This is a genomic window from Streptomyces rugosispiralis (assembly GCF_024505145.1).
GTDB classification, from domain to species: domain Bacteria; phylum Actinomycetota; class Actinomycetes; order Streptomycetales; family Streptomycetaceae; genus Streptomyces; species Streptomyces rugosispiralis.
The window spans coordinates 391,291-416,120 of the sequence record NZ_JANIAA010000005.1 but is presented as its reverse complement, the minus strand read 5'-3'; the positions used below and the strand labels follow the sequence as shown (position 1 = coordinate 416,120).

The 24,830-nt window shown below is 73.8% G+C and carries 18 protein-coding genes, 2 pseudogenes and 1 riboswitch; of the genes and pseudogenes, 12 read left to right on the top strand and 8 right to left on the bottom strand.

The window, feature by feature from the left end:
* The first annotated feature begins 71 nt into the window (after positions 1–71).
* On the top strand, positions 72–1,970 hold the full coding sequence (locus NP777_RS12490) for a SpoIIE family protein phosphatase (RefSeq protein ID WP_256650183.1): 1,899 nt from the start codon (positions 72–74) through the stop codon (positions 1,968–1,970).
* A 299-nt stretch (positions 1,971–2,269) separates the two neighbouring features.
* Here NP777_RS12490 and NP777_RS12485 read toward each other — a convergent pair whose 3' ends face one another.
* The 6 genes from NP777_RS12485 to NP777_RS12460 form a co-directional block, all read right to left on the bottom strand.
* The gene (locus NP777_RS12485) at positions 2,270–3,049 is read right to left on the bottom strand and encodes an enoyl-CoA hydratase/isomerase family protein (protein ID WP_256650182.1); all 780 of its coding nucleotides are present in this window, start codon (positions 3,047–3,049) and stop codon (positions 2,270–2,272) included.
* A 137-nt stretch (positions 3,050–3,186) separates the two neighbouring features.
* Positions 3,187–3,408: a helix-turn-helix domain-containing protein gene (locus tag NP777_RS12480; RefSeq protein WP_020872291.1), complete on the bottom strand. Its 222-nt coding sequence runs from the start codon at positions 3,406–3,408 to the stop codon at positions 3,187–3,189.
* A 424-nt stretch (positions 3,409–3,832) separates the two neighbouring features.
* The gene (locus NP777_RS12475) at positions 3,833–5,431 is read right to left on the bottom strand and encodes an ABC-F family ATP-binding cassette domain-containing protein (protein WP_256650181.1); all 1,599 of its coding nucleotides are present in this window, start codon (positions 5,429–5,431) and stop codon (positions 3,833–3,835) included.
* Positions 5,432–5,579: 148 nt separating this feature from the next.
* Positions 5,580–7,058, bottom strand: a complete 1,479-nt coding sequence (locus tag NP777_RS12470; protein WP_391858487.1) for a hypothetical protein — start codon at positions 7,056–7,058, stop codon at positions 5,580–5,582.
* A gap of 197 nt (positions 7,059–7,255) precedes the next feature.
* Positions 7,256–8,383 carry an alpha/beta hydrolase gene (locus tag NP777_RS12465; RefSeq protein ID WP_256650180.1) on the bottom strand — a complete coding sequence of 376 codons (1,128 nt, stop codon included), beginning with the start codon at positions 8,381–8,383 and terminating at the stop codon, positions 7,256–7,258.
* A gap of 127 nt (positions 8,384–8,510) precedes the next feature.
* On the bottom strand, positions 8,511–9,197 hold the full coding sequence (locus tag NP777_RS12460; protein ID WP_256650179.1) for a class II aldolase/adducin family protein: 687 nt from the start codon (positions 9,195–9,197) through the stop codon (positions 8,511–8,513).
* Positions 9,198–9,614: 417 nt separating this feature from the next.
* On the opposite strand from NP777_RS12460, the gene NP777_RS12455 reads away from it, so the two are divergent.
* The 10 genes and pseudogenes from NP777_RS12455 to cobC all read left to right on the top strand — a co-directional run bounded on the left by NP777_RS12455 (position 9,615) and on the right by cobC (position 21,309).
* Positions 9,615–10,871 (top strand): inorganic phosphate transporter, encoded by a 1,257-nt coding sequence (locus tag NP777_RS12455; RefSeq protein ID WP_256650178.1) that lies wholly within the window; start codon positions 9,615–9,617, stop codon positions 10,869–10,871.
* A gap of 13 nt (positions 10,872–10,884) precedes the next feature.
* Complete coding sequence (locus NP777_RS12450; protein ID WP_256650177.1) at positions 10,885–11,136, top strand: hypothetical protein; 252 nt, start codon at positions 10,885–10,887, stop codon at positions 11,134–11,136.
* A 144-nt stretch (positions 11,137–11,280) separates the two neighbouring features.
* Positions 11,281–11,498, top strand: a riboswitch (cobalamin riboswitch).
* A 161-nt stretch (positions 11,499–11,659) separates the two neighbouring features.
* On the top strand, positions 11,660–12,643 hold the full coding sequence (locus tag NP777_RS12445; protein ID WP_256650176.1) for a cobalamin biosynthesis protein: 984 nt from the start codon (positions 11,660–11,662) through the stop codon (positions 12,641–12,643).
* Positions 12,640–14,244 (top strand): cobyric acid synthase, encoded by a 1,605-nt coding sequence (locus tag NP777_RS12440; RefSeq protein ID WP_256650175.1) that lies wholly within the window; start codon positions 12,640–12,642, stop codon positions 14,242–14,244. The genes NP777_RS12445 and NP777_RS12440 overlap by 4 nt, the downstream gene beginning before the upstream one ends.
* A gap of 58 nt (positions 14,245–14,302) precedes the next feature.
* Positions 14,303–16,441, top strand: coding sequence for a putative cobaltochelatase (locus tag NP777_RS12435; protein ID WP_256650174.1), 2,139 nt, complete (start codon positions 14,303–14,305; stop codon positions 16,439–16,441).
* Positions 16,441–17,037 carry a cob(I)yrinic acid a,c-diamide adenosyltransferase gene (gene cobO / locus NP777_RS12430; RefSeq protein ID WP_198282186.1) on the top strand — a complete coding sequence of 199 codons (597 nt, stop codon included), beginning with the start codon at positions 16,441–16,443 and terminating at the stop codon, positions 17,035–17,037. Before NP777_RS12435 ends, cobO begins: the two co-directional genes overlap by 1 nt.
* Positions 17,031–18,587 (top strand): cobyrinate a,c-diamide synthase, encoded by a 1,557-nt coding sequence (locus NP777_RS12425; protein WP_256650173.1) that lies wholly within the window; start codon positions 17,031–17,033, stop codon positions 18,585–18,587. Before cobO ends, NP777_RS12425 begins: the two co-directional genes overlap by 7 nt.
* Positions 18,588–18,651: 64 nt before the next feature.
* Positions 18,652–19,032: pseudogene (locus tag NP777_RS12420) on the top strand (cobalamin biosynthesis protein); the annotation flags it as partial.
* A 335-nt stretch (positions 19,033–19,367) separates the two neighbouring features.
* Positions 19,368–20,204, top strand: a complete 837-nt coding sequence (locus tag NP777_RS12415) for a sirohydrochlorin chelatase (protein WP_256650171.1) — start codon at positions 19,368–19,370, stop codon at positions 20,202–20,204.
* Complete coding sequence (gene cobC, locus NP777_RS12410; protein WP_256650170.1) at positions 20,194–21,309, top strand: Rv2231c family pyridoxal phosphate-dependent protein CobC; 1,116 nt, start codon at positions 20,194–20,196, stop codon at positions 21,307–21,309. Before NP777_RS12415 ends, cobC begins: the two co-directional genes overlap by 11 nt.
* Positions 21,310–21,449: 140 nt before the next feature.
* Here cobC and NP777_RS12405 read toward each other — a convergent pair whose 3' ends face one another.
* Complete coding sequence (locus NP777_RS12405; protein WP_256650211.1) at positions 21,450–22,349, bottom strand: SCO1860 family LAETG-anchored protein; 900 nt, start codon at positions 22,347–22,349, stop codon at positions 21,450–21,452.
* A 304-nt stretch (positions 22,350–22,653) separates the two neighbouring features.
* A complete protein-coding gene (locus NP777_RS12400) occupies positions 22,654–23,763 on the bottom strand; it encodes an amidohydrolase family protein (RefSeq protein WP_256650169.1) in 1,110 nt (369 codons plus the stop codon).
* A gap of 376 nt (positions 23,764–24,139) precedes the next feature.
* Here NP777_RS12400 and NP777_RS12395 point away from each other — a divergent pair.
* Positions 24,140–24,659, top strand: a pseudogene (locus NP777_RS12395) (SigE family RNA polymerase sigma factor); the annotation flags it as partial.
* Positions 24,660–24,830: the final 171 nt, after the last annotated feature.

Here is a 24,830-nt window from a genome sequence, read left to right as displayed (position 1 = left end):
TCATATCCCCCTGTCTGTCATAATATGGCACCTAGATGGCCTAAACCGCCCGTATTGCCCTGGAGCCGCACGTGGGAGCCTTGATTCCTCTCGCGCGGGAGTCCGTCTCGCGGACGACACTGCCCGGAAGCGTGCGTGCGCCCGGCGCGGCACGCGCCTTCGTCCGTACGGCGCTCACGGGACGGAGCGCGGCGGAGGCGTTCGCCCCGATCACCCTCGACGAGCGGTCGATCGACGACGCGGTGCTGCTGGTGAGCGAGCTGGTCACCAATGCCGTGCTGCACGCGGGCACCCGGGTCGAGGTGGTCTGCCGACTCCAGCCCGGCGACGGGGCGGACAGTCCCTACGGACCCGAGGGCGGTCCCTACGGACCCGAGGAGACCGCCGGTCCTGACGAGGTGCCCAGGGACGTGCCGAGGCGGCCGGGGATCGTCATCGAGGTGGCGGACCTCCACCCCGCCAGCACCGTCTACGGAGGGCCGGAGACCCAGCGCCGGGGGCGCGGCCGCGGCCTCCAGCTGATCGGGGCGCTCGCCGAATCCTGGGGCGTGACCTATCACCGCACCCGTAAGGCGGTCTGGTTCCGGCTGGACGCCGAGCGGGCCGCGACCGAGTTCGACACCGTCTCCACCAGCGCGCTCGGGCGCGAGCTGCGGTTCGCCGAGACCCTGGCCCCCATCCCGCCGCGTGAGCAGCGCGATCCGACCGCGGATTGGGTGGACCGGGGCGGACCGTCCTTCCTCGCCGAGGCCAGCGAACTCCTCACCGGTCAGCTCGACGAGAACATGGTGGCCGCCCTCGCCGGGCAGCTCCTGGTGCCCCGGCTGGCCGACTGGTGCGCGGTCTGGCTGACCACCGAGAGCGGCGGACTGCAGCTCGCCCGCGTCTGGCACAGCAATGAGCACCGCATCGGCGAGCTCCGCACCTCGCTGGAGCGGCATCCGCCGCCGACCGGGCTCGGCTCGGCGGGTACCTCCTGGCCCTGGCCCGGGGTCGCGGACAGCCAGGGGGCGGGTGGATCGGCGGTGTGCTTCCCGCTGATCGCACACGGCCGCAGCCATGGCGTCCTGCTGCTCGGCCGGGCGGGCGTGCCACGCATGGCGGAGGGCGTGGTGCGGCTCTCGGAGGACGTGGCGCGGCGGGTGGCCCAGGCGGTGGCCACGGCCCGGCAGTACACCCGTCAGGCGACGATCAGCCGGGCGCTCCAGCGCCGCCAGCTACCCATGTCGCTGGCCCATATCCCGGGGGTGGACACGGCGATCGTCTACGAGCCGCACGGCGAAGGGCAGACCGTCGGCGGCGACTTCTACGACCTGTTCCCCATGGGCGACCGCCGCTGGTGCTTCCTGCTGGGCGACGTCCAGGGCAGCGACCCCGAGGCCATGTCGGTCACCGGGCTGGCCCGCCATCTGGTGCGGTTGCTGGCCCGCGAGGGCCATGGGGTGGAGTCGGTGCTCAACCGGCTGAACCAGGCCCTGGTGGAGGAGGAGACGGAGGCGGCGGAGATCGACGGCGAGCAGTCCCGGCCGCGCTTCCTGAGCCTGCTCTACGGGGAGCTGGAGCCGGACCCGGCCGGGGGCGGCGCCCGCTGCACCCTGGCGAGCGCCGGCCATCCGCTGCCGCTGCGGCTGACCACCCGGGGCGCGGTGGCGCCCGCCGCCAGCCCCCAGATGCTGCTCGGCATCGACGAGAACCCGGACTTCCACGCCGACACGCTGGCCCTGGAGCCCGGCGAGACGCTGCTGTGCGTCACCGACGGGGTGACCGAGCGGCGCAACGGCGTCCGTCAGCTGGATGACGACGACGGTCTCTCGGACATCCTGCGGGACTGTGTGGGGCTGGGCGCCAAGGCGGTCGCGGAGCGGGTGCGTCGCGCCACGCATGACTTCAGCCCCGAGCCGATCGACGACGATCTGGCGGTGCTGGTGCTGGAGGCGGTGCCGACGGTGGAGCCGCGACGGACGGCGTGACGGGGGCGGGCGGGGCCGCCGGGGTGCGTAACGGCATTCGCCGGTCGCGATGGCGCCGTCCGTCCCCGGCGGCGCCACCGCGGACCCGATGACTTCGGCCAGGGCCTGTCTGGGGTTGTGATCTGGATCAGGGAGCGGGGTGTGGTGCGTGCGATCGCAAGGCGCCGGAAGGCCCTAGTAGCTCCGCTACGAGGGCGTTTCGGCAACGCGGCGAGAGGGGGCACCTCCCAGCGGTAGCTGGGGGAGCGTGCCACGCCCCGCGAGCCCAGATCACAACCCCAGACAGGCCCTAGTCCGCCCTAGTCCATGACCCCCGCCAGGTCGCGCAGCCGCCGCGCCTGGGCGGCGCGCTCGGCGGCACGCTGCTCCTCGTAGGTGCGATCCACGGCGCCCCGCAGCAGCGCCTTGGTCTCGACCACGGCGTCGCGGTCCCCGGCGAGCAGGGCGGCCGCCAGGTCCTGGATCGCGCCGTCGAGCTCGGCGGCGGGCACCACGAGATTGGCGAGCCCGGTCCGCTCGGCCTCCTCGGCATGGACGAAGCGCCCGGTCACGCAGATCTCCAGCGCACGGGCGTATCCCACCAGCCCGACCAGCGGATGGGTACCGGTGAGGTCCGGCACCAGCCCGAGGCTGGTCTCGCGCATGGCGAACTGTGCGTCGTCCGCGCAGACCCGCAGATCACAGGCGAGCGCAAGCTGGAAACCGGCCCCGACGGCATGGCCCTGGACGGCGGCGATGGACACGATGTCGTTCCGCCGCCACCAGGTGAAAGCGTCCTGGTACCCGGCGATGGTGGCATCCAGCTCGCTGTCGGATCCGCGCGCCATGTCGAGGAACGACGGCTCGCCGTCGAACCCCTCGGGCGTGAACGCCTGCCGGTCCAGACCCGCCGAGAAGGACTTGCCCTCGGCGCGCAGCACCACGACGCGCACAGTGCCCGGCACCAGCTTTCCGGCCTCGGCCAGCGCCCGCCACAAGGCGGGCGACTGGGCGTTGCGCTTCGCCGGGTTGTTCAGGGTCACCGTGGCGACCGTGTCATCGACGGTGAGCTGAACGCCGTCCTTGTCGAGCAGGGTCACAGGGGCCTCCGGTCGAGTGCGGTCAGTACAAGTGACTGCACAGTAACCACCCGGCCGAACCGACGATCAGCCGGGTGGCGCCCCTGTCCCTGCCTGCTGATGGTGTGCCTGCTGATGGTGATGGAGCATGCGGGCGGTCAGGCCGAGGCGGTCTTCTTGCCTCGCGTCGCACCGCCGCGTCCCCGTAGGGAAACTCCGGATTCGCTGAGCATCCGGTGAACGAATCCATAGGAACGGCCGGTCTCCTCGGCCAGCGCCCGGATGCTCGCCCCGGAGTCGTACTTCTTCTTCAGGTCTGCCGCGAGCTTTTCGCGCGCGGCGCCGGTCACCCGGCTGCCCTTCTTCAGAGTCTCGGCCACCCGTGCCTCCTCATGGGAAGTGCGCTCTGGACTCTCATGATCACCCCTACAGGGCTTCCTGGCCACCCATTCGGCAAGGTCTGTGGATGAAGGATCGCGGGAAATCGCGGCACGGCGGCCTTCGGAAGCAAGGATTCCGGCGCTGTTCAACCTGACACTCTTTCGTGTTCATCGACGAAGAGGCAGGTCAGGGCATACGTGAGCTACGTCGCAGAGATCCGGACCGGCGCACGGCACGGGGTGTGCGCCGGTGGCCCGCGACGCGCCGCGATACCAGCCGTTCTCACTCAGATGATGGATCACGCCTAGGCCGAATGATCTACGAGATGGGGATCGGAGCGGAGGAACCGGACTCTTGGGGCGGCGTCCGGAACGCCACCCCCCGCCCGTGCGCCGGGCCCGCCCCGCCCGCCGTCGGGCCCCGTCAGGCGAGCGCCACGAGGTCCGCGTACTCCTGGCCCCACAGGTCCTCGACACCGTCCGGAAGCAGAATGATCCGCTCCGGCTGCAGCGCGTCGACGGCGCCCTCGTCGTGGGTCACCAGGACCACCGCACCGGCGAAAGTGCGCAGCGCGCCGAGGATCTCCTCGCGGCTGGCCGGGTCGAGGTTGTTGGTGGGCTCGTCCAGGAGCAGCACATTGGCCGAGGAGACCACCAGGGTGGCCAGCGCCAGCCGGGTCTTCTCACCACCGGAGAGCACCGCGGCCGGCTTGTCCACGTCGTCGCCGGAGAACAGGAAGGACCCGAGCGTCTTACGGATGTCGACGAGGTCCAGATCCGGGGCGGCGGAGCGCATGTTCTCCAGGACGGTGCGGTCCGGGTCGAGTGTCTCGTGCTCCTGCGCGTAGTAGCCCATTTTCAGCCCATGGCCGGGGGTCACCTGGCCGGTGTCCGGCTTCTCGACCCCGGCCAGCAGCCGCAGCAGGGTCGTCTTACCGGCGCCGTTCAGCCCGAGGATGACGACCCGGGACCCCTTGTCCACGGCCAGGTTGACATCGGTGAAGATCTCCAGGGAGCCGTACGACTTCGACAGCCCCTCCGCCGTTAGCGGGGTCTTGCCGCACGGGGCCGGGTCGGGGAAGCGCAGCTTGGCGACCTTGTCGGACTGCCGGGCCTCCTCCAGACCGGCCAGCAGCTTCTCGGCGCGCCGGGCCATGTTCTGCGCGGCCACGGTCTTGGTCGCCTTGGCGCGCATCTTGTCGGCCTGCGCGTTGAGCGCCGCGGCCTTCTTCTCGGCGTTGGCGCGCTCGCGCTTGCGGCGCTTCTCGTCGGCCTCGCGCTGGGCCTGGTAGAGCTTCCAGCCCATGTTGTAGATGTCGATCACCGAACGGTTGGCGTCGAGGTAGAAGACCTTGTTGACCACGGTCTCGACGAGATCGACATCGTGGGAGATGACGATGAAGCCGCCGCTGTAGGTCTTGAGGTAGTCCCGCAGCCAGGTGATCGAGTCGGCGTCGAGGTGGTTGGTGGGCTCGTCCAGCAGCAGGATGTCGGAGTCCGAGAACAGGATCCGGGCCAGCTCGACCCGGCGCCGCTGACCGCCGGAGAGCGTATGGAGCGGCTGGCCGAGCACCCGGTCGGGCAGGCCGAGGCTGGCGGCGATGGTCGCGGCCTCCGCCTCGGCGGCGTATCCGCCCTTGGTGAGGAACTCGGTCTCCAGGCGCTCGTACTTCTTCATCGCACGCTCGCGGGTGGCGCCCTTGCCGTTGGCCATCCGGTCCTCGTTCTCGCGCATCTTACGGAGCACGGAGTCGAGCTCGCGGGCCGAGAGGATGCGGTCGCGGGCGAGGACGTCGAGATCGCCGGTGCGGGGGTCCTGCGGGAGGTAGCCGACCTGACCGGAGCGGGTGATGGTGCCGCCGGCCGGGATGCCCTCACCGGCCAGGCACTTGGTGAGCGTGGTCTTGCCCGCGCCGTTGCGGCCGACGAGACCGATGCGGTCGCCCTTGGCGATGCGGAAGGAGGCGGACTCGATGAGGACACGGGCGCCGGCACGCAGCTCGACGCCGGAGGCGGTGATCACGGGAATTACTCCTGGGCAGGGTGGACGGCGGACGGGACGGACGAGGGCGGCCGACGCCGTCTAATGCACGAGGAGAATTGCCATGCGGTTAGTTTAGCGGGGCGGGCAAGTCGTTTTTCCCCCGGCTTTCCCCGCCGCCGCTCCCCTCTCAGGCCCCGCCCGTGTGCACCTGGAAGGCCGCCCGGCGCACCGCCTTGGCCAGGGCCGGGTCGGGGTGGGCCGCGGCCAGCGCGACCAGGACCTGCACGGTGCGGGGGTGCCCCACGGCCCGTACCTCCGCCAGCAGCGCGGGCACGGTGCCCTGGACGGCGGACTCCAGGTGGCGGACGAGCAGCGGGCTCTCCCCGTGGTCGGAGATGGCCGCGGCGGTGTCCACCCACAGCCAGGTGGCCTCCTCGCGGGTGAGCGCGTCCAGCGCCTCGTCCGGGTCGGCGCCCTCGTGCTCGGCGAGCCACAGCAGCGCGTACGGCCGCAGACACGATTCGTCGACGACGGCCCGTACGTTGGGCTCGGCGGGCGCCCCGACGACGCGCAGCGCCTCGAAGGCGAGCCCGCGCAGCAGCGCGTCGTCGCCGCGCGCCGCGTCGATGAGCTCGACGACGGCGCTGCCCACGGGGCGGGCGGCCAGCCAGGCCCGGTACTCGGCGCGGGCGGGGCCCGGGGTCAGGCCCGCACAGCCGCGCAGCATGTCGGGGGCGTGCTGCTCGATGTTCCCGGCCGGGCTCTGGGCGGCGACGCAGATCTGCTCCAGCTTGACCCACACCGCCCAGTTGCCGAGCGCGGTCAGCTCGGCCTCCCGGCGGTCGCCCTTGGCGTCGTCGGGCCCGCCACCGGCGCTCTCCGGCCCTCCCGGCCCGTCCTTGGGCTCCTCCAGCACCGTGAGCGCCCCGACGGACGAGAGGGCGTCCAGGGCCCAGTCGAGCAGCCCCTCCAGCGTGGCGGCGTCCTCGGCGTCCTTGGTGTCGTCGGCACTCGCCGCGCCTCCGGCGCCATCGGCGGGCTCCCGGGACTCCGTGGCCTCCTGGGGGACCTCGCACCGCTCGGTGCGCAGTTCGGCGACCCGCTGCCGGAGCATGTCCAGCAGGGCGGAGATCTGCACGGGACCGGCCGAGAGCTGGAGCAGGGAGAGCAACTGCGGTACGGCCTCGACGACCTCCGCGACCGCCGTCGGCTCGGCCGTCTCGGGGGCGGGGCAGGCCAGGGACCACGCGTCCAGGAGCGCGACCCAGCCCCGCAGCACCGCGCTGTCGTCCCGGTCCCACGCCTGGAGCCGCCAGCCGGGCCGGGTGGTGCCCGCGTGGTGCTCGATCAGGCCGATGAGGCGGGCGCGGTCCCAGTCGCTCCGCACCTCCCGCTCGCTCACCCCGAGCGCCTCGGTGGCGCGGGCGGCGGCCTCGTCGGACAGCGCGCCGGGCGCACCGTGCTCGGCAGCGGCCCAGTGGGCGATCGCCACGGCCCCGGTGAGCCCCGCCCTGGCCTGCCGGGCCAGCTCCGACGGGGGCGGAGTGCCCTCCGGCGGACGGGGCGCCGGTCTTGAGCCGCGGTTCACCGCGGGCCGGCGGGCGGTGGCCATCGGCCGGTTGCGGACAAGTCGGAGCCGGGAGTCGCGCGGAGTACGGGACGTCACGGAAGCAGTCTCGCCGTTGACGGCCCGAAAGCCCAATCGGCACCCGTACGGCGGTCGCCGCGAAGAGATCACGCCATCTTACGGACGCTTCCGCCGCCGCCCCGCGAATGCTTCCCGCGCCGCCCGGCACGCGCTTTCGCGATCGTCTTACGGGCGCTACAGAAGGTCGGGCGGCGCGGGAGATCGCCTCATGAGCGCTACAGGAGCGGTATCAAAAAGCGCCGCAGCGCCTCCTCGTACGCCTTGGGGTCCGCGTTCCACATGGCCGCGTGCGGAGCCTGCCGCACCGTGTGAAGGGTCACCAGATCCCGCCGCCGGTGGACGAGTTCACGCGAGACGTCCCAGGGCGCGAGGGTGTCGTCGGGGCCGTGGGCCACGAGCGTGGGCACGGACAGCCGCTCCGGGTCGGCCACCTCCGGAAGCCTGCTGTCGTGGAGTCCGGTGCGCCCCTCGGCGGCGCGCAGGGCGAGCGGGAGCAGCGGCGCGGGGATGCCGCGGGCCGCCGCGAGGGCACGCAGGGTGGCCCGCCAGTCGAGCACCGGGGAGTCCAGGACGAGGCCGATGACGCGGTGCCGCAGCGCGGAGTTCGAGGCGGTGTGGAGGGCCATCGAGGCTCCGATGGACCAGCCGTGCAGCACGACCCCGGTCGCCCCGTAGGCCACCGCGTAGCGGATGGCCGCGTCCAGGTCGCGCCACTCGGTGTCGCCGAGGTGGGATATGCCGTCCTCGGAGCGCGGGGCGCCGGGGTCCCCTCGGTAGGCGAGGTCGAGCACCGGCACCCGCAGCTGCCGCAGGAAGGGCATGACGACCATAGGGTGCTCACGGGTGGTGCCGAGACCATGGGTGGTGATCACCCAGGTGGAGCGTTCGCCGGGGATGAACCAGGCGGGCAGCGGACCGAGTTCGGCGGGCACGTCCACGTCCGCGTGGTCGATGCCGAGCGTGTCCCGCGGGTTGCCGGTGTGCACCTGGGGGGTCAGCCGCACCCGGGTGCCGGGGGTGAGCTCGCCGTGGGTGACCCGCTCCAGGCGGCGTACGACGCAGTCGGCGGGGTGCGGTGCGTCCTCGATGACGGGGCCGACGACGGCGTGGCAGGAGCGGCCGGTGAGGCCGTAGGTGCCGGGGCGCAGCGAGGCGAGCGAGCGGGTCAGGGTGATCTGGCCGGCCGCGGTCGCGTGGACGGTCAGCGGTGCCTCGTTCGGCAGCGGGCGGTTGGGGACCGGTTTCAGCGCAGCGCTGGTGGCGTACCGTCCGGCCGCCACCGCGGCCACGCCGACACTCAGCAGGGTGGTGGCGGCCGCGACCGCCGTTGTTCGCAGACGCATCCCTCCCAGTGTGGTCGGAGAGGCAGTCCCCGGCCAGCGGGCGTGCCCGGCCGGGTGACCGCCCGGCCGGGGTCCGGGGGCGCGGCCGGGCCCCGGCTGACGGGGTCCGGGGGCGCGCCGGGCGGGCTCAGCCCTTCTGGCCGTAGCCGCTCAGCTTCTCGGCGGCGCGCCGCATCTCGTCCGGCGGGATCAGGGAGGGGGTGCGGCCGGGGACGGAGACCGCGGCGAGCCAGACCTGGCACATCCACTCGAGCTGGGCGGTGCGGTCGTACGCCTGGTCCAGGGTGGCGCCGTGGACGACGGTGCCGTGGTTGCGCAGCAGACAGCCGCTGCGGTCGCGCAGCGCCTCGAGCATGGCGTCGGCCAGTTCGTCCGTGCCGTAGAGCGCGTAGGGCGCGACGCGGACCGGGCCGCCGAGGGCGGCGGTCATGTAGTGGATCGCGGGGAGCTCGTCGACGAGCGTGGAGACGGCCGTGGCGTGGACAGCGTGGGTGTGGACCACGGCCTCGGCGTCGGTCTCCCGGTAGATCGCGAGGTGCATGGGCAGCTCGCTGGTGGGCTTCAGCGTGCCGAGGACCTGCTCGCCGTCCAGGTCCACGGCGACGGCGTCCCTGGGGCCGAGCCGGTCGTAGGGGACGCCGCTCGGGGTCACCAGGACGGTGTCACCGACCCGGGCCGAGACATTGCCCGAGGTGCCGACGACCAGGCCGTCGGCGGTGGTCCTGCGGGCCGTACTCACCACCTGCGTCCATGCCTGCCGCAGGGGATGGGTCAGCCGCGGCTGCGGCTGCCGCGTGGATCGCGACTGGGTCACCTGCCCTCACCTCCGGGGGCCGATCCTTCCAGGCGGCCGCCGGGGGCGCGGCGGCGGGACCGGAACAGGAGTGGCGCCGGGACGGGAACGGGCTCGACGGCGGGACCGGAACGGGCCGCGGCGTCGAGACGGAAGGGCTCGGCGGGCGGCTACGACCGCGCCTCGTGGGCACCCGGCTCCGGGCGGGTGAACGTGGGGGGACGCGGACGGCCGCGAAGCCGGTCCCGGGGCCTGCTCCGGCGACCCTCGATCGCGGCTCAACTCCCGTACGGCATGGGAACGTAGGCTGAAGTTCATCGGGTTTTAGCGACCCCGCAACCATGTCACTCCGATGCCCTACTCAGTTCATCTCCCGTTCACCCTGTTTCCTTACGTTCACCGTGCCACTAACGACCTTCGAACTGATTGACCGGGTGTATGGAACACATCACGCTTCTCATCGGGATCGTGATCGTCACGGCCTTGGTGTTCGATTTCACGAACGGCTTTCACGACACGGCTAACGCCATGGCCACCACCATCTCCACGGGAGCACTCGGGCCCAGGGTGGCGGTGGCGATGTCGGCCGTCCTCAATCTCGTCGGCGCGTTCCTGTCCGTGGAGGTGGCCAAGACCATCTCCGGCGGGATCATCGACGAGGGATCCGGTATCCAGCCAGAAGTGATCTTCGCGGGACTCGTCGGCGCGATCCTGTGGAATCTGGTGACGTGGCTCGCCGGACTCCCCTCCAGCTCCTCGCACGCCCTGTTCGGCGGTCTGATCGGCGCCACCGTGGTCTCCGTCGGCCTGGACGGGGTCAACGGCGACGCGATCGTCATGAAGGTCCTGATCCCCGCCGTCGCCGCGCCGATCGTGGCCGGCATCGCCACGCTGGCCGCCACCCGGCTCACCTACCGGCTCGGCCGCGACCGCTCCCCCGAGGACACCGCGAAGGGCTACCGCGCGGGGCAGATCGCCTCGGCCGCGCTGGTCTCCCTGGCCCACGGCACCAACGACGCCCAGAAGACGATGGGCGTGATCACCCTGGCGCTGGTCACCGGGAACGTGGTGGCACCCGACTCCGACCCGCCGCTGTGGGTCATCGTCTCGGCGGGCCTGGCCATCGCGCTCGGCACCTACCTGGGCGGCTGGCGCATCATCCGCACCATGGGCAAGGGCATCACCGACATCCAGCCGCCGCAGGGCTTCGCCGCCCAGACCGGCGCCGCGACCGTCATCCTCGCCTCCTCCCACATCGGCTTCGCGCTCTCCACCACCCAGGTCTGCTCCGGGGCCGTCATGGGCGCGGGTGTCGGCCGTAAGGGCGCCGTGGTGCGCTGGTCGACCGCGGGCCGCATGGTGGTCGCCTGGGTGCTGACCCTGCCGGCCGCGGGCCTGGTGGCGGGCGCCGCCGCGCTCCTGGCCGACCAGGGGAACGCGGGAATCACGGCGGTGGCCGTGCTCGCCGTCCTGGCCTGCGGGGCGATCTGGATGCTGTCGCGCCGCAAGCCCGTGGACCACACCAACGTCAACGAGGTCGGCACCCAGGAGCCGGTGGGCGCCGTCACGGCCGCCCTGCGGTCCGTGGCTCCGCCGCCCGCCGGTGCGGCGAGCGCCGCCCCCGAGGACGACATCTCGGAACACACACCCGAGCAGACCCCCACCCCCGCCGCCGCGAGCAGCACCACCCGCTAAGGAGCCAGGAAACATGAGCATCGACTGGGCGGCACTCGGCCAGGTCTTCGGCGTCAGCCTCGCGGTGACGGTCGGCATGGTGGGCGTCTTCACCCTGGGCATCGTCGGCACCTCCCGTAAGGCGGCGCCGGAGCAGGGCGGCACGGCCGCCGCCGTGCCCGGGGGCGCGGTGGGCGCCTCCCCGCTCGCGCGCACCGGCGCGTACGCCTGCTTCGCGGTGTGCGCCGCGGTCGTGGCGTACGGCATCTATCTGATCGTCGCCTGAGCGGGCGCCGCTTCCCCGAACGACCCACCGGCCGCCGGATGGTGGCGCTGACCAGCGCCGACCGTCCGGCGGCCGTCCTGTGAGGGGCGGTTGTCTGTGGGGCTCGGCACACTCGGGCGTCATGGGTCATATGCGAGTTGACGGCCATTCGCGGCCCATGGTGGACTTCCCGAGCCAAACGGCGGCAGGAGAGGAAGCCGGTGAGAATCCGGCGCGGTCCCGCCACTGTCACCGGGGAGCACCTTCCCATCGCCTGTATGGGGTCACGGCTCGTCCGTACGGTTCGTCACGTACGCGGAGCTGGAAGACCGGGAGGGCCGCGGATCCGGGAGCCAGGAGACTCTCACCGCCGGTCACGTCGAACCAGGGCGAGGACCCTGAGTGAGGACATACCGCCATGCCCGGCACCGCCACGCCGCCAGCCCTCCCTGTCCGCTTCGGCTCTTCCGGCCCGTCCGGCCCGTCTGGTTCCGTATCACCTGGTTCCGTATCGCCGCGCCGAGGCGTGACGGCGGCCTGACGGATGCGTGCCGAACACGCCTCGTTCGCGTGCGGCGCGGCCCTCGGCTTCCTCGGCGACCTGGCCACGGGTGATCCGCGCCGCGGCCATCCGGTGGCCGCGTTCGGGCGCGCCGCCGCGACCGCCGAGCGCCGGCTGTGGCGCGACCACCGGGGCTACGGGGCCCTGCACACCGCGCTGTGCGCGGGCGGCGTGGCCGCCGGTGCCGCGCTGCTGACCCGCGCCGTACGGGCCCTCGACGGGCGCCGTGGCGCGGAGGTCGCGCTGACCGCCGCCGCCACCTGGGCCGTGCTGGGCGGCACGAGCCTGGGCCGTGAGGCGCGGGCCGTCGGCGCGGCCCTGACCGCCGGGGATCTTGAGGTCGCCCGGGAGCGGCTGCCGCATCTGTGCGGCCGCGATCCACAGGCACTGGACGGGCCCCAGATCGCCCGCGCGGTCGTCGAATCGGTCGCCGAGAACACCTCCGACGCGGTCGTGGGCGCGCTGGTGTGGGGGGCCGTGGGCGGCGTGCCGGGGCTCATGGGGTTCCGCGCCGTCAACACCCTGGACGCCATGGTGGGCCACAAGTCGCCGCGCTACCGGCGGTTCGGCTGGGCGGCGGCCCGGCTGGACGATGTGGCAGGCTGGCCCGGTGCGCGCCTTACGGCGGCCCTGGCGACGCTCGCGGGCCCCGATCCGCGCGGTGCGTGGCGCGCCTGGCGGCGGGACGGCCGGCGCCATCCGAGCCCCAACGCGGGCCCCGTGGAGGCGTCCTTCGCGGGCGCGCTCGGCGTCCGGCTGGGCGGCACCCTCACGTACGGCGGCCGGGTCGAGCACCGGCCGGTGCTCAACTCCGGCGGGCGTCCGGTGGAGTCGGCCGACATCGAGCGGGCGATACGGCTGTCGCGGCGCGTCGGCGTCCTGGCGCTCGGGGTGTCCGTGGCGGCCCGGCCGGTCCTGAGTGTGTTGACGGGGCGGCCCCGGGCCGCCGGAAGGGGCCGGGGATGAACGGGATACGCGGTAAGGGCGGCACGGACGGTACCGGGGCGCGCGGCGGGGGGCTGCTCGTCGCGGGCACGACCTCCGACGCGGGCAAGAGCGTGGTGACGGCCGGGATCTGCCGGTGGCTCGCCCGTAAGGGCGTCAGCGTGGCGCCCTTCAAGGCGCAGAACATGTCGCTCAACTCCTTCGTCACCCGGGAGGGGGCGGAGATCGGGCGGGCGCAGGCCATGCAGGCGGCCGCCGCGCGCGTCGAGCCCAGCGCGCTGATGAATCCGGTCCTGCTGAAGCCGGGCAGCGACCGCAGCAGCCAGGTGGTGCTCCTGGGCAAGCCGGTGGGCGAGCTGAGCGCGCGGGGGTACTTCGGCGGGCCCGGAGCCCCCTCGTCCGGCGCGAAGCTCTCCACGGGGCGGGAGGCGCTGCTGGGGACCGTCACACAGTGCCTGGAGGAGCTGCGGAGCACCCATGACGCGGTGATCTGCGAGGGCGCGGGCAGCCCTGCCGAGATCAATCTGCGCCGCACCGACATCGTCAACATGGGGCTGGCGCACGCCGCCGGGCTTCCGGTCGTGGTGGTCGGGGACATCGACCGCGGTGGCGTCTTCGCGTCCTTCTTCGGCACCACCGCCCTGCTGTCGGCGGCGGACCAAAGGCATGTGGCCGCCTACCTGGTGAACAAGTTCCGCGGCGATGTGAGCCTTCTGGAGCCCGGTCTGGAGATGCTGCGCGACCTCACCGGGCGCCCGACCGTCGGGGTGCTCCCGTTCGCCCACGGGCTGGGGATCGACGAGGAGGACGGGCTGCGGGTGTCGCTGCGCGGCGCGGTGCGGGAGAGCGTCGTGGCGCCCCCTTACGGTGCGGACGTCCTGCGGATCGCGGTGGCCGCCGTGCCGCTGATGTCCAACTTCACGGACGTGGACGCGCTGGCGGCAGAGCCGGGTGTGATCGTGCGGTTCGTGGACCGGCCCGAGGAACTGGCCGACGCCGATCTGGTGGTGCTGCCGGGCACCCGGGGCACCGTAAGGGCGCTGGAGTGGCTGCGGGAGCGCGGGCTGGCCGACGCGATCGCCCGGCGGGCCGCCGAGGGCCGTCCGGTGCTGGGCGTCTGCGGCGGCTTCCAGGCGCTCGGGGAGCGCATCGAGGACGAGGTCGAGTCGAAGGCCGGGACGGTCGCCGGGCTCGGGCTGCTGCCGGTGCGGGTGCGGTTCGCGGCCGAGAAGACCCTGGCCCGGCCGGTGGGCGAGGCGCTCGGCGAGCGGGTGGAGGGCTACGAGATCCACCACGGGGTCGCCGAGCTGCTGGACGGGGCCGAGGAGCCCTTCCTGGACGGCTGCCGGGTGGGCTCGGTGTGGGGCACGCACTGGCACGGCTCGCTGGAGAGCGACGGCTTCCGGCGGGCGTTTCTGCGGCGGGTGGCCGCCGCGGCGGGCCGGTCGTTCGTACCGGCGCCGGACACCCGCTTCGGCGAGCTGCGCGAGGAGCAGCTCGACCGCCTCGGCGACCTGATCGAGGAGCACGCCGACACGGACGCGCTGCTGCGGCTCATCGAGGAGGGCGTCCCGGAAGGGCTGCCGTTCGTCCCTCCGGGGGTGCCAGGGGGGACGACATGACGAGCCCCCACCCCCACACCGGACCGCTGTGCCCACGCACCCCAGGAGGTATCGCCGCGTGACCACCACCTATCCCTTCAGCGCGATCGTCGGCATGGACGGCCTGCGGCTCGCCCTGCTCCTCAACGCCGTCTCCCCCGCCGTGGGCGGCGTCCTGGTGCGCGGCGAGAAGGGCACGGCCAAGAGCACCGCCGTAAGAGCGATCGCCTCGCTGCTGCCCGAGGTGGACGTGGTGGCCGGGTGCCGGTTCTCCTGCGATCCGGCCGCGCCCGACCCGTCCTGCCCGGACGGGCCCCATGAGCCGGGCACGGGCGAGGCGCGCCCCGCGCGGATGGTCGAACTGCCCGTGGGCGCCTCCGAGGACCGGCTGGTGGGCGCGCTCGACATCGAGCGGGCGCTGTCGGACGGGGTGAAGGCGTTCGAACCCGGGCTGCTCGCCGACGCCCACCGCGGGGTGCTCTACGTCGACGAGGTCAATCTGCTCCATGACCACCTGATCGACCTGCTGCTCGACGCGGCCGCCATGGGCGCCTCCTATGTGGAGCGCGAGGGTGTGTCCGTACGGCATGCGGCGCGCTTCCTCCTGGTCGGCACCATGAACCCCGAAGAGGGCGAGCTGCGGCCGCAGTTGCTGGACCGCTTCGGGCTCACGGTGGAGGTCGCGGCGTCCCGGGACACCGAGGAGCGGGTCGAGGTGGTGCGGCGGCGGCTGGCGTACGACGAGGACCCCGCGGGGTTCGCGGCGCGCTGGGCCGCGGACGAGGAGGCCCTGCGGGAGCGCATCGCGGCGGCCCGCGCCCTGCTGCCGCGGGTGGGTCTCGGCGACCGTGCGCTGCGGCAGATCGCGGCGGTGTGCGCCGGGTTCGAGGTGGACGGGATGCGCGCGGACATCGTGACCGCCCGTACGGCGACCGCGCTGGCCGCCTGGGCGGGGCGCACCGATGTCCGGACCGAGGACGTACGGGGGGCGGCGCTGCTGTCGCTCCCCCACCGCCGGCGGCGGGCGCCGTTCGACGCGCCGGGGCTCGACGAGGACAAGCTCGACGAGATCCTGCGGCGGTTCGAGGAGGACGACCCGGAGCCGGACCCGGACCCGGGCCCCGAGGACGGGCCGGGGGGTTCCGGACCGGACGACGCGGAGCGCCCCGAGGGCGGGCCCCAGGACGGCGCGGGCGACGGGGCGCGGGAGCAGGCGCCGCCCGCCGAACCGGAGCCGTCCGTACCCGACCAGCGCACGGGTGAGCACGAGACGGCCGACCGCGAGCCCGGCTCCGCCCCGGCGGATCGGGACGGCGGGGCGGGCGAAGCGGACGGCGGGGCGGGCGGGTCCGGCGGGGAGCGGGCGGCCGTGGGCGCCGCCGAACCGTTCCGGACCCGGCGGCTCGACGTCCCCGGCCTGGGCGAGGGCGCGGCGGGGCGTCGCTCGCGCGCCCGCAGCGCGCACGGCCGCACCACCGGAGCGCGCCGCCCGCGGGGCACGCTCTCCGCGCTGCATCTGTCGGCCACCGTCCGGGCGGCCGCCCCGCATCAGCTGGCGCGCGGCCGGCGCGGGCCGGGGCTGCTGGTGCGCCGGGACGATCTGCGCGAGGCGGTGCGCGAGGGCCGGGAGGGCAATCTGGTGCTGTTCGTGGTGGACGCGTCGGGCTCGATGGCCGCGCGCAAGCGGATGAGCGCGATCAAGGGCGCGGTGCTGTCGCTGCTGCTCGACGCCTACCAGCGGCGGGACAAGGTCGGGCTGATCACCTTCCGGGGTACGGACGCCGAGCTGGCGCTGCCGCCCACCTCGTCGGTGGACGCGGCCGCCGCTCGGCTTGAGCGGCTGCCGACGGGCGGCCGTACGCCGCTGGCGGCCGGGCTGTTGAAGGCCCGGGAGGTGCTGCGGGTGGAGCGGCTGCGGGATCCCGCACGCCGTCCGCTGCTGGTCGTGGTGACCGACGGGAGGGCCACGGAGGCGCGGCGGTCCGGCGGCCCCACGCCGGTCGAGCGGGCCGGGCGCGCGGCGCGGATGCTCGCGGGCGACGGGGTCGCCTCGGTGGTCGTGGACTGCGAGTCGGGGCCGGTGCGGCTGGGGCTCGCGGGCGCGCTCGCCCGCGAGCTGCGGGCCACGCCGGTGACACTCGACGAGCTGCGCGCGGACAGCGTGAGCGCGCTGGTGCGCGATGTACGAACCGTTTCGAACCCTCGGAGGGCCGCCTGATGCCGCAAGGACAACCGACCACCGTGCCGGATGACGGGCTGACCACCCGCCAGCGCCGTAACCGTCCGCTGGTGCTCGTCCACACAGGTCAGGGCAAGGGCAAGTCGACCGCGGCGTTCGGGCTGGCGCTGCGGGCGTGGAACCAGAACTGGCCGGTCGGTGTATTCCAATTTGTAAAGTCCGCGAAATGGCGGGTCGGTGAGGAGCGTGCGCTGCGCGTCCTCGGCGACTCGGGCGAAGGGGGGACCGTCGCATGGCACAAGATGGGCGAGGGCTGGTCGTGGGTCCAGCGCGACATGGCTTCCAGCGAGGAGGCCGCACGCGAGGGCTGGGAGCAGGTCAAGCGCGATCTCGCGGCGGAGACATACCGGCTCTATGTGCTGGACGAGTTCGCGTATCCGATGCACTGGGGCTGGGTGGATCCCGACGAGGTGGTGGCGGTGCTGCGGGACCGGCCCGGGACGCAGCACGTCGTCATCACGGGGCGTAACGCACCGGCGCAGCTGCTGGACTTCGCCGACCTGGTCACCGACATGTCCAAGGTCAAGCATCCGATGGACGCGGGTCAGAAGGGCCAGCGAGGCATCGAGTGGTGAGTGTCCCGCGCCTGGTGATCGCGGCGCCCGCCTCGGGCAGCGGGAAGACGACGGTCACGGCGGGACTGATGGCCGCCTTCGCGGAGCGCGGTCTGGACGTGTCCCCGCACAAGGTCGGCCCGGACTACATCGACCCTGGCTATCACGCGCTCGCGATCTCCTCGGCCGCCTCTTCTGGCGCCTCCGGGACCGGCCGGTCCCGGACCGGGGGCGCGCGTCCGGGCCGGAATCTGGACGCCTATCTGTGCGGTCCGGACCGGATCGCGCCGCTGTTCCTGCACGGGGCGGCGGGCTGCGATCTGGCCCTGGTCGAGGGGGTGATGGGCCTGTTCGACGGGGCGGCCGGGCAGGGCGAGCTGGCCTCGACGGCGCAGGTGGCCAAGCTGTTGCGGGCACCGGTGGTGCTGGTGGTGGACGCGTCGTCGCAGTCGCGGTCGGTGGCCGCGCTGGTGCATGGCTTCGCCTCCTGGGACCCCGAGGTGCGGGTCGCGGGGGTGATCCTCAACAAGGTCGCCTCGGACCGTCACGAGGCGATGCTGCGCGAGGCGCTGGAGGGGTGCGGGGTGCCGGTGTTCGGCGCGCTGCGCCGGACGCGGGCGGTGCGGGCCCCGAGCCGCCATCTGGGGCTGGTGCCGGTGGCCGAGCGCCATGCGGAGGCGGTCGATTCGGCGGCCGCGCTGGCGGCGCGGGTGCGGGAGAGCTGCGATCTCGACGGGCTGCTGGGGCTGGCGCGCAGCGCACCGCCGCTGTCCGGGCGGGCCTGGGATCCGGAGGAGGAGATACACCGGGCGTTGGAGGCCGTCCCCGGTGCCGGGCGCCTGGGCGACGGTGCCGGGCGCCGGGGCCGCGGGGCTGGGGGCCGGTGCGACGGTGCCGGGGGCCGGGGCCACGGGGCTGGGGGCCGGTGCGACGGTGCCGGGGGCCGGGGCGATCGGGCGGCGCGGCCGGTGGTCGCCGTGGCGGGCGGGGCCGCGTTCACCTTCTCGTACGCGGAGCACGCCGAGCTGCTCACGGCGGCCGGCGCGCGGGTCGTACCCTTCGACCCGCTGCGGGACGAGCGCCTCCCGGAGGGCACCGGCGGTCTGGTGATCGGTGGCGGCTTCCCGGAGGTCTACGCCCCCGAGCTGTCCGCGAACGAGCCGCTGCGCGCCGCCGTCGCCGGTCTCGCCGCGTCCGGCGCGCCCATCGCCGCCGAATGTGCCGGACTGCTGTATCTGGCGCATTCGCTGGACGGGGAGCCGATGTGCGGGGTGCTGGCCGCGAAGGCACGGATGTCGGAACGTCTGACGCTGGGCTACCGTGAGGCCGTGGCCATCTCCGACACCTCACTCGCCGCCGCGGGGACACGGGTGCGCGGCCATGAGTTCCACCGCACCACCATCGTGCCCGGAGCGGGGCCGGAGCCCGCCTGGGGGCTCGTCCACCCGGAGCGTCGCACCGAAGGGTTCGCACAGGGAGATGTGCATGCCTCCTATCTGCATGTGCACTGGGCCTCGGTCCCGGGGGCGGCGGCCCGGTTCGTCGACAGATGTGCGCCCCCTGCCGGTTGAGCCGAGGCGGTGAGCTGACGTGGAGGTCATCGGCCGTGGCACGGCGTCTCCCCCGCCCGTGGCAGCGCTTGTCGTCGGGGTCGGGTCCGGCCGGGGCGTATCCGCCGGTGAGGTGCTCGGACTGGTCGAGGCCACCCTGGCGGAGGCGGGCCTTTCGCCGCGCGGTGTCGCCGAGTTGGCCACGGTCGAGGCCAAGGCCGGGGAGGCCGGACTGCTGACGGCGGCCGAACGGCTGGGGGTGCCGCTGTGCGGATACCCGGCGGAGGCGCTGGCCGCGGTGGAGGTCCCGAACCCGTCCGCGGCACCGCTCGCCGCCGTGGGCACGGCCGGGGTCGCCGAGGCGGCCGCGCTGCTGGCCGCCGGTCCCGGGGGCCAACTGCTCGTCGCCAAGCGGAAGTCCACGCCACATGGCCGCCCCGGGAAGGCCACCTGCGCCGTCGCCAGGGTCCTTCTGACGGATCTCCGTGGAAGAAGGAGCGGCGTCCAGGGGGCACCTCCCAGCGGTAGCTGGGGGAGCGTGCTCTCGGCGTGCCTCGCGGAGGCCCTCGTAGCGGAGCTACTTGGGTTTTCGCGCGGTGCGGCGAGAGGGCGTGCCGGACGCCGCGACGCCGCGGAGATCCGTCAGAAGGACCCCAGCCGCCCGGCGGCGGTCAAATCCGGGCAGGGCGGGCAGCGAAGACCTGCCGTCGACCGCCCCGACGCAGGTCAGTAACGTCTCGGGGCGGAACAGCCCGCCCCCGCCGACCGTGACACCCGCACCACCTGCACCAAGGAGACCTCGTGACGACCCCGCCCGCCCTGCTCATCGCAGGTATCGGCACGCGAGACGAAAGGCATGCCGCCGCCTTCCAGGCATTCGTCAGGGAGTTGGCCGCACGCCACCCGGACCTGCCCGTGGCGGGTGGCCTCACCGGACCGGGCAGCCACCCGCTGTCCGACGCGGTCACCCGGCTCGTCGGCGAGGGGGTGACCCGCTTCGCGGTCGTCCCGATGACGCTGATCCCGGCGGCTCCCCCGAGAGACGGCATCGCCGCCGCGCTGGCCCAGGAGGCGGAGCGGCACGCCGACGCCTCGTTCACCTCCGCCCGGCCGCTCGGCCCGCACCGCACCCTGCTGAGCCTGCTGGAGCGGCGGCTCGACGAGGCGCTGGGCAATCGGCGCCGGCTGCCCTCTGACCGCGCGGAGACGACCGTGCTGCTGGTGGGCGACGGTTCGCCGCTCCCCGAGGCCAACGCCGAGGTGCACCGCGCGGCCCGGCTGCTGTGGGAGGGCCGTGGCTTCGCGGGCGTCGAGGTGGCCTTCGCCTCGCTCGCCGCCCCGGATGTGGCCTCGGGCCTGGACCGCTGCGCCAAGCTGGGGGCACGGCGGGTCGTGGTGCTGCCGTACTTCCTGTTCGAGGGTGACGCCCTGGAGCGGGTGCGGCAGCAGGCGGAGGGCTGGGGGCTCGCCTACCCCGAGGTCGAGGTGGTCCCGGCCGATGTCATCGGCCCGGCGCGGGAGTTGGCCGACCTGGTCATGGATCGCTATGAGGAGGTGGCCGACACCAGCGAGCGCGCCGGGTTCGGCGATGAGGCCCATGCCTTCGCACATCCCGATGCCCACGTCGATGTCCGCTGAGCCGTCGGCGGAGCTGACCGCGGAAGGTTCCGCCGTCGATGGCGGGTCCGCCGGGTTCGATCTGCGACATCACGGGGACGCGGAGGTGCGGGGTGCCGACGCCGCGCTGACGGACCTCGCGGTCAACGTCCGGGCCGGTACGCCTCCGGTCTGGCTCAAGACCCATATCGCCGCGTCCCTCGACGGGTTGGCCGCCTATCCGGACGGGCGGGCGGCGCGGGAGGCGGTAGCCGCGCGCCATGGGCTTCCGGTGGGCCGGGTGCTGCTGACGGCGGGCGCCGCGGAGGCGTTCGTCCTGCTCGCCCGTGCCATACCGGCCCGGCGGCCGGTGGTGGTGCATCCGCAGTTCACCGAGCCGGAGGCGGCGCTGCGGGACGCGGGGCACCTGGTGGAGCGCGTGGTCCTCGCCGAGCGGGACGGCTTCCGGCTGACCCCAGCCGCCGTGCCGGAGGACGCCGATCTGGTGGTGATCGGCAATCCCACCAACCCCACATCCGTGCTGCACCCGGCCGATGCCGTGGCCGGGCTCGCCCGGCCGGGGCGGACGCTGGTGGTGGACGAGGCGTTCATGGACGCCGTCCCGGGTGAGTCGGAGTCGCTGGCGGCCCGCACCGATGTGCCGGGGCTGGTGGTGCTCCGCAGCCTCACCAAGACCTGGGGCCTGGCGGGGCTGCGGATCGGTTACGTACTGGCGGAGCCGGACACCATCGCGGCGCTGGAGCGGGTCCAGCCGCTGTGGCCGGTGTCCAGCCCGGCGCTGGCGGCGGCCGAGGCGTGCTGCACCCCGTCCGCCCTCGCCGAGGCGGCCCGGGCCGCCGACCGTACGGCCGCCGACCGGGCCCATCTCGCCGATCGGCTGGCCGAGTTGGCGGAGTCGGCCGAGGTGCGGGTGTGCGGCCCGGCGGCCGGGCCGTTTCTGCTGATCCGGGTGGTGGGCGCGGCGGCGATCCGCACCCGGCTGCGGGAGCTGGGCTTCGCCGTCCGCCGCGGTGACACGTTCCCGGGCCTCGGCCCGGAGTGGCTCCGGCTCGCCGTCCGCGACCGCGCCACGACGGATCGCTTCGTCATCGCCTTGACGAAGGCGATAGCGGACACCTCCGCCTGACCACGCCCCGCGCGGCGCGCGGAGGGCGGAGGGCGGAGGGCGGAGGGCGGTCGACCACGGCTCGCCCGTGCCCTCGTGACCGGATCCGGCACCCGCGCCGGACGGCGCGGGTGCCGGGCCCAACGAACCGGCGTCGGGCGTCAGGCGGCGTCGCCGCCGGTGGTGGCGGCTCGGCGGCGGCGAGCCAGGATGACCGCGCCGCCGCCCACGGCGAGCAGAAGGGCGCCACCGGCCACCAGGTACGGCGTGGCCGAGCTGCCGCCCGTCTCGGCCAGATGCTCCGGCTTGGGCTCGGGCTTGGTCTGGGAGCCCACGCTCGGGCTGGGCTCGACCGCCGCGGCCACGGGCGACTCACAGGTCGCCCGGGCGAGGGTGACCTGCCCCTCGACCTCCGAGACGTTCAGCTTGAGCGGGTTCACGGAGACCTTCAGGTTGAGGGCCGTGGCCGCCGCCGTGCGCGAGGTGGTGGCCGTCCGCGACAGGTCGAGCCGGACCTGGCCGAGCGCCGGCACATCGACCGTGGTAGTGCCGCTCGCGCGCAGGGTGACCTTCTGACCGAGCACGCTGACGCCGCCGAGCAGGTTGGAGTGGGCGGTCGGCCGCTTCCCGACGGCACACACCGCCTTCGAGGTCACCTGCTCGACCGTGATCAGCGGCACCGCGGCCAGGCCCGGGACATGGACCTGGGCGTTGACGAGGTTGGAGTACCCCTCGGCGCGCTGCTTGTCCGCGCCGGCCCGTGCGGTGGCCACATCGGCCCGCAGGACACTGAACGGCCGGCCCCCGTCCACGCCGTCCACGGTCGCGCTGAGCGCCGTCTTGCTCGCGGTCGCGGGCGCGTGCACATCGTTCAGCACGACCGAGAGCGGAGCCGTGACGGTCTTGTTGAGCAGGGAGACATCGAGATCGGTGCGGAGCACGACCGCACCCGCCTTACCGGTCGTGGCACCGGTGTCGGCCTGCGCGGTCGTCGCGGGCAGCAGGCCCAGGACGGAGACCGCGGCAGCGGCGGTGGCGGCCGCCAGACGGCGGGTGGGCATGCCGAAGTAGGTGTTACTGGAACAGGACACGTGAGTGGACCCCCACAGGAGACATGGAGCCGCCGGCGCCTGCCGCGGGGGACTCCACGGGCGCCGACGGCCTCGACCACGCCATATTTGCGCACTGAGGGTAAACAGGCAGACACATGATGTCCGTTCATCCCAAAGGGTGTGGTTCGCCGTCCAGTTCGAACCATGTTCCCTTCCGGCACCCCTCGCCCCACCCGTCCCGCACCCGTATCAGCCCCCGGCGCCGCGTCAGCCGACCACCCGGCCCGCACCCGTATCAGCCCCCGGCCCCGCGTCAGCCGACCACCCGTCCCCGCAGCACCACCCGCCGCGGCGTCGTCAGCACCCCCACCTCGGCGCGCGGATCCGCGTCGTAGACGACGAGGTCGGCGGAGGCGCCCTCGGTCAGCCCCGGCCGCCCGAGCCAGTCCCGCGCTCCCCAGGTCGCCGCCGAGAGCGCGTCGCGCACCGGGATGCCCGCCTTCACCAGCTCGGCGACCTCCTGACCGACCAGCCCATGGGCCAGCCCGCCGCCCGCGTCCGTGCCGGTGTAGATCGGGATGCCCGCGTCGTAGGCCGCCCGCACCGTCTCGTAGCGGCGTGCGTGCAGCCGCCGCATATGGTCGGCCCAGCGCGGGAACTTCGCCTCGCCGCCCAGCGCCAGCCGGGGGAAGGTGGCGATGTTGACCAGGGTCGGCACGATCGCCACGCCCCGCTCGGCGAACAGCGGGATGGTCTCCTCGGTGAGCCCGGTGGCGTGCTCGATGCAGTCGATCCCCGCCTCGACCAGCGGGGCCAGGCTCTCCTCTGCGAAACAGTGCGCCGTGACCCGCGCGCCCAGCCGGTGCGCCTCCGCGATGGCCTCCTCGACCGCGCCGCGCGGCCAGCACAACCCCAGATCGCCGGTCTCCCGGTCGATCCAGTCGCCGACCAGCTTGACCCAGCCGTCGCCGCGCCGCGCCTCCGCGGCCACATACGCGACCAGGTCCTCGGGCTCGATCTCATGCGCGTAGTTGCGGATATAGCGCTTGGTGCGGGCGATATGGCGGCCGGCCCGGATGATGCGGGGCAGGTCCTCGCGGTCGTCGATCCAGCGGGTGTCGGCCGGAGATCCGGCGTCCCGCAGCAGCAGCGCCCCGACGTCCCGGTCGGTCAGCGCCTGTTTCTCGCTCGTCGAGTCGTCCACCGCCCCATGGGCGTCGAGTCCGACATGGCAGTGGGCGTCGACGAGGCCGGGCAGCACCCAGCCCTCGATCAGCCGGATGTCCCTGGCCCCGGACGGCCGCTCGAAGGTGATCCTGCCGTCGACCACCCACAACTCGTCCCGTACGTCCCCGGCAGCGTCGCCGGTGTCCGGTCCGACCAGGACCCGGCCCTTGATGTGGAGCACCGCGCTATCCCTCATGCATCGCACTGTACGAGACCGGGGCAGGGCGTTGACCGGCCAATTCCCATCAGCGGGAACGGCGCCACTCGAACAACATGCAGAGCGCTGCTACGCTCACGCAACCCACCGGACCAGCGGCAGTGAGGAGGTCCTCGTGAGCGCTCCCACCGATGACGCGGCCGCCTCGGGCACCGCGCGAGCCGTACGGATGGACGCGGCACGCATGACGGAGACGCCACGGGATCCAGGGGACCCCGGGGGCATGTCCCCGCGGGCGCCCGACGCGCCGGAGGGCCCCGACGGCTTACCGGCCGACGCCCTGCCGACCGGCGCCTTGTCCGCCGCCGCCTTACCGGCCGACGTTCTGCCCGCCGACGCCTTACCGGCCGACGTTCTGTCCGCCGACGTCCTCCCTCCCGACGCCTTACCGGCCGATCCACAAGCCGAGTTCCGGGACTTCTTCGAGCGGCACCACGCCGAGCTGGCCCGCCTCGCCCATCTGCTGCTCGGCAGCTCCGACGGGGCGGACGACCTGGCGGCCGACGCGCTGGTGGCGGTCTGGCACCAATGGGACCGGGTGCGGGCCGCCGACCACCCGGCCGCGTACGCCCGGGGCGTGGTCGCCAACCTGGCCCGTTCCCGGATCCGCAGCCTGGTGCGCGAGCGGCGCCGCGTGGCGCTCTTCTCCTCGCAGCGCCCCGACCGCGTGGACGACCCGGATGTGTCCGCCGTGGTGGATGTGCAGGCCGCGCTGGTCCGGCTGCCGTTCCGCAAGCGCGCATGTGTGGTGCTGCGCCACGCCTTCGACCTCTCCGAGCGGGAGACGGCCCGTACGCTGGGCATTTCGGTGGGCACGGTCAAGAGCCAGACCTCACGCGGCATCGCCGAGCTGGAACGGCTGCTCGGCCCTCCGGACGGCGAGGACGAGGAGGAACTGTCCGCGGCGACCGACACCGAACGGACGGGACGGACGGTACGAACGCTCCGCGCCGGAAACACGAGCCACACCGGCCACACAGGCCACACCGGCCACACCGGCCCAGCCCGCCACTCCGGCCACATGGGCCACGCCGGGCACGCAGGAG